This is a genomic window from Accumulibacter sp. (assembly GCF_029255125.1).
GTDB lineage: Bacteria > Pseudomonadota > Gammaproteobacteria > Burkholderiales > Rhodocyclaceae > Accumulibacter.
Genome location: NZ_JAPUVR010000005.1, coordinates 1 through 4,806, shown reverse-complemented (window position 1 = coordinate 4,806; position 4,806 = coordinate 1). Strand labels below are relative to the sequence as shown.

5 protein-coding genes are annotated in these 4,806 nt (G+C 66.9%); 2 read left to right on the top strand and 3 right to left on the bottom strand.

Features of this window, described 5'->3' with window-relative positions; genetic code table 11:
• Both Q1L59_RS00325 and Q1L59_RS00320 read left to right on the top strand, forming a co-directional pair.
• Window positions 1-467, top strand: a 467-nt coding sequence (locus Q1L59_RS00325; RefSeq protein WP_300327309.1) for a 4-hydroxyphenylacetate 3-hydroxylase C-terminal domain-containing protein, incomplete at its 5' end; no start/stop codon positions are given.
• A 130-nt stretch (window positions 468-597) separates the two neighbouring features.
• Window positions 598-1,482, top strand: a complete 885-nt coding sequence (locus Q1L59_RS00320) for a transporter (protein ID WP_300327308.1) — start codon at window positions 598-600, stop codon at window positions 1,480-1,482.
• A 60-nt stretch (window positions 1,483-1,542) separates the two neighbouring features.
• On the opposite strand, the gene Q1L59_RS00315 is transcribed toward Q1L59_RS00320, so the two are convergent.
• The 3 genes from Q1L59_RS00315 to Q1L59_RS00305 all read right to left on the bottom strand — a co-directional run bounded on the left by Q1L59_RS00315 (window position 1,543) and on the right by Q1L59_RS00305 (window position 4,692).
• Window positions 1,543-2,712, bottom strand: a complete 1,170-nt coding sequence (locus Q1L59_RS00315) for an ABC transporter permease (RefSeq protein ID WP_300327307.1) — start codon at window positions 2,710-2,712, stop codon at window positions 1,543-1,545.
• Between the two features lie 77 nt (window positions 2,713-2,789).
• Complete coding sequence (locus Q1L59_RS00310; protein ID WP_300327306.1) at window positions 2,790-3,947, bottom strand: FtsX-like permease family protein; 1,158 nt, start codon at window positions 3,945-3,947, stop codon at window positions 2,790-2,792.
• Window positions 3,948-3,990: 43 nt separating this feature from the next.
• Window positions 3,991-4,692: an ABC transporter ATP-binding protein gene (locus tag Q1L59_RS00305; RefSeq protein ID WP_300327305.1), complete on the bottom strand. Its 702-nt coding sequence runs from the start codon at window positions 4,690-4,692 to the stop codon at window positions 3,991-3,993.
• Between the last annotated feature and the right edge of the window lie 114 nt (window positions 4,693-4,806).

The window sequence follows — 4,806 nt, the reverse complement described above, 5'->3', positions numbered from 1 at the left end:
GCAAGCTGCTGCTCGCGACGCAAATCTACGACATGCACCGCCTGGCACACGAGGTCTCGGGCGGCCTGATCGTTGCCCTGCCCGGCCCCGACGAGGATCACAATCCGGCGACGGCGGCGACGCTGACCGAGGTGCTGCGCGCCAACCCCGAGGTGCCGTACGCCCGACGAATCGAGGTGGCACGCTTCATCGAAGACCTGACCGCGTCGTATCAGGGCGGCTGGTATTCGGTGATCAGCCTGCACGGAGGCGGCTCGCCGGCCGCACTGAAGCAGGAAATCTGGCGCAACTATCCGCTCGGCAACAAGGTCGAGCTGGTCGAACGGCTGCTCGAACGCGGCGTAGTGCACGACCCGGCGCGTCCGATCACGCGCAACCGGCAGCCCGGTCGCTGCTGCGCGGCCGGCTGCAGCCAGACCGGGCAGGCGATCATGCTGCCGCTCGCCAAGCGCAGCGACAGCACCTGAGCCGTCCGGTGCAGGCAGCGATGGTACCATTGCGCTGCGCCGCCGCGCCGACCGGTCGGTCTCGTCCGCCGCGGCCCGGCGCGCCGTAATGGGGACACGCCAACAATCGAACGATCAGGGAGATGAAGTCATGCGCAATGCGCTCAAACTGTTGCTGCCGGTGCTCGCGGCGGCGCTCGCCAGCCCGCTGACCCTGGCCAAGGAAGGGCCAGACCAATACCCGAACGGGGCCGAGAACTTCATGGCCGGCGCCCTGCCGCCGCCCGGCCATTACTTCATCAACTATCTCGGCTACTACTCGGGCGACTATCGCGATACGCAGGGCGACCGCGTGCGCGGCGTTTCGGTCAACGCGACTTTCGACGCGCTACGCTACATTTACGTCAGCCAGAAGAAGATCCTGGGTGGCGACTGGGCGATGCATGCGATCGTTCCCTTTGCCTACCAGCGGCTGCACACACCGGGCGGCGTCGACAGCAGCTTCGGGCTGGGCGACATCACGATCGATCCGCTGGTCATCGGTTGGCACTTGCCGCCCGACTGGCATTTCACGGTGGGCCTCGACATCTACCTGCCGACGGGCAAGTGGAGCCGGACGCGCGCCGGCGAGCGCATCGGCGCCAACTACTACAGCCTGGAACCGGTAGTCGGAGTCACCTATCTGAACCCGCGCGGCTTCGAGGCCAGCGCCAAGCTGATGTACAACATCAAGCGCCGCAACAACGATACCGACTACGAGTCGGGCAACGAATTCCACATGGATTATCTCGTCGGACAGCACGTCGGACCGTGGGCTTTCGGCCTGGCTGGATACTATTTGAAGCAGACCAGCGACGACCGCCAGAACGGCCAGCAGGTCGGCGACGGCAACCGCGGCCAAGTCTTCGCCTATGGTCCGGCGATCCGCTACCAGCACCAGGGAATGAGCTTCATCGCCACCTGGAACCACGAAACGAGTACCGAAAATCGTTTCCAGGGCAACAAGTTCTTCTTCAAGTTCGTTACCGCGTTCTAAGCACCGCGCCTTTCGGTTCGGCCGCGTACGCCGCGGCCGGCCCGCCGCCTGAGTCGGCGCTCAGACCGCGCGCAGGCACTCGGCGATTTCCAGGCGTGCCGCGCGCCACGCCGGGATGACCCCGCCGACGACGCCCATGGCGAGCGCGAAAGCCATCGCTTGCACGGCGATCGTCGGCGTCAGGACGAAGCGGAAGGCCAGCTCGGCGAAAGTCTGAAAGTTGGTCGTCGAGATGTCGAAAGCCTGCATGGCGCTTGCCGCGAGCAGCCCAAGCGCGCCGCCAAGCGCCGCGAGCAGCAGTGATTCGCCGAGAAAAGCCAGCAGCACGGCGCTGCGGCGAAAGCCGAGCGCGCGCAAGGTGCCGATCTCGCCGCTGCGCGCGGCGACCGCGGCAAACATCGTGATCATCGCGCCGACCACCGCACCGATCGAGAAGACGACCGCCAGCGCGCTGCCCAGCAGACGGATAAAGGTCGCCAGCGCCTCGCTTTGCTCGGCGTAGAAAACGCGTTCCGGCTTCGCTTCGAGCGCCAGCCGAGGGTCGTCTTCGAGCGCCTGGCGCAGGCTTTCGAAACCGTTCTCGTCGGCCAGGCGCAAGACGACGGTCGAGAACGAGGTCCGCCGGAAAGCCTGCAACATCTGCTCGGAATCGCCCCAGAGCTCGGAGTCGAAGCCGCTCCGGCCCGCGTCGAGCACACCGACGACGAGCCAGTCGCGGCCCGCGAAGCGCAGCGTCTGCCCCAGGCCGACGCCTTGAAAACCGGCGACGACCGCGCTGCCGGCGACGATTTCCGAGGTTCCCCGGCGAAACATGCGGCCTTCGCTGAGGCGCACCTGCGGGCGCAGTTCGCCGCCCGCTTCCGACGTACCGCGCACGGTGACGTTGCTCGGCTTGCCGCTGCCGCGCTTGGGAAGATTGATCAGGACGACCGGCTCGCGGCTGACCAGCGGACGGCCGAGCGCATCGCTGGCGATTCCCGGCAAGGTTTCGATGATGCCGACCTGTTCGCGACCGACCGCGCTGTTGATTTCGGCGCCCGCGCCCTTGCGCAGGATGATCACGTTGTCCGCCTGACCGGTGGCCACCAGCGTCGCGCGAATTCCTTCGCTCATCATCAGCACCGTCGCGAAAACGTAGACGACGAGCGCCATGCCAAGCGCAGTCAAACCGGTCGTCACCCGGCGCAGCCAGAGGTTGCGCACGATGTAGGCGAGCGGCAGACGCTTCACCGCGAGCCCCTCCGCGGCGGCGCGCGCCGCTCGTCAAGCCGCGTCCCCACGGGCGGCCAAGGCGCGCTCACGGCGCCTCACGCGACATGGCGCAGACCATCGACGATGTCGATCCGGCTCATTCGCCAGGCCGGCCAGGCGGCGGCGACGCTCCCGACGATCAAGGCGGCCAGCCACTGCAAGGCCATCGTCAAGGCCGACACCTGAAAGACCGGGAACAGCGTGCCGGCCGCGCGGGCAAAGGCGGCGGCCAGCGGCAGCGTCGCCGCCACGCCGAGCGCTCCGCCGATCGCGGCAATCAACAGGCTCTCGCCGTAGAGCAGGCGGACGACGAAACCCGGTGGAAATCCGAGCGCGCGCAGCGTGGCGTATTCCGCCAGGCGTTCGCGCGCGGTCATCGTCATCGTGTTGGCCATCACCGCCATGATGATCACGATGATGATCAGGCTGACCGCCTGAATCGCCACCAGAATCGCCTCGCTCATCGAGACGAAGCTCAACTGGAACGCCTTTTCCGTCTCGGTCAGCGTTTCCGCCAGCGAATTGGCGAACAGCGCGTCGATACGCTGCGAAATCAGCGCCGCATTGTTCGGCTCGTCGATTCCGACGATGTACACGCCGACCGAGTCGGCTGCCCGCCGCGTGCTCTGGCGCACCGATTCGTTGATCAACGACCAATGCACGAACATCTGGTTTTCGTCGGTCTTCGCGTCCACGCCGTCGTAGATGGCGCGCAGGTTGAACGTCCAGGTGCCGGGGTAGATCGTTCCGCGCAAGGGAATCGTGTCGCCGATCCGCCAGCCGAACTTGTTGGCCAGCCCGCGGCCGACCACCGCCGCCTGCCGGTCGCGCAGGAAAGCCAGCTTCTCGGCGTCGGCGATCACGTACTCCGGGTAAAGCGCCAGATAGCTCGCCGGGTCGATGGCGAACTGCGGGAAGAAATTGCGCTCGGTGATGTACACCCCGCCGAACCAGTTGGCCCAACTGATCGCGCGCACCCCGTCGACCGCACGGATGCGCTGCGCATAGCCGAGCGGCAACTGGAAGGTCAGCGAGATGCTGCTGCGCGTCACCAGGCGGGTGCTCGAACTCGCCTCGACACCGGCGTACCAGGCGTCGATGATGGTGCGCAACAGGCCGAAGGCGCAGATCGCGACGACCAGTCCGATCAGCGTCAGGACAGTCCGCAGCTTGTGGCGAAAGGCGTTCTTCAGCAGGAGCCGGAGCAGGAACATCGGTCGTCAGGCGCGCTTTTCAGGCGGCTCCGGCCATCACTCGTCACCCGCCGAGCGCGTCGACCAGCACCCCTTTTTCCAGGTGCACCAGACGGCCGGCGTGCGCCGCCGCCTTCGGGTCGTGCGTGACCATGACGATCGTCTTGCCCAGGTCGAGCACGAGTCGTTCGAGCAAGCCGAGAATTTCCTCGCCGGTCAGCCGATCGAGGTCGCCGGTGGGTTCGTCGGCGACGATCAGCAGCGGGTCGCTGACCAGCGCGCGCGCGATCGCCACGCGCTGCTGCTGCCCGCCCGAGAGTTCGTTCGGATAGTGTGCGGCGCGATCGGCCAGGCCGACCAGGGTCAGCGCCAGGCGCGCACGCTCGGCGCGCTGGCGGCTTGGCAGGCCAGTGAGCAGCAAGGGCAGTTCGACGTTGTCCTGCGCGCTGAGTACCGGCAGCAGGTTGTAGAACTGGAAGACGAAGCCGACGTTGGCGGCGCGCCAGTCGGCCAGTTCGGCCTCGCTGAGGTCGGCGATATCGACTCCGCCGATCTCTATGCTGCCGCTGCTCGGCTTGTCGATTCCGGCAATCAGGTTGAGCAGCGTGCTCTTGCCCGAGCCGCTCGGACCCATCAGGGCGACGAACTCACCCGCTGCAACGTCCATGTCGAGATCGAGCAGCACCGGAATCTCCTGTCCGCCACGCCGGTAGTTCTTGACCAGCCGGCGGATGCGAATCAGCGGAGCAGGGTCGGCGCGGCTCAAGGCTTCCTCGTCGGCGCAGCGCTGCCGGAGACCGCCACGCGGGCGCCCGCTGCCAGCCGCTCGCTCGGCGCCAGAACCAGCAGTTCGCCCGCGCGCAGCGCAGTGCCGGTCACT

Coding starts and splice junctions, on each gene's coding strand:
- Q1L59_RS00310 (WP_300327306.1), bottom strand. CDS start 3,947: ATGTTCCTGCTCCGGCTCCTGCTGAAGAACGCCTTTCGCCACAAGCTG.
- Q1L59_RS00320 (WP_300327308.1), top strand. CDS start 598: ATGCGCAATGCGCTCAAACTGTTGCTGCCGGTGCTCGCGGCGGCGCTC.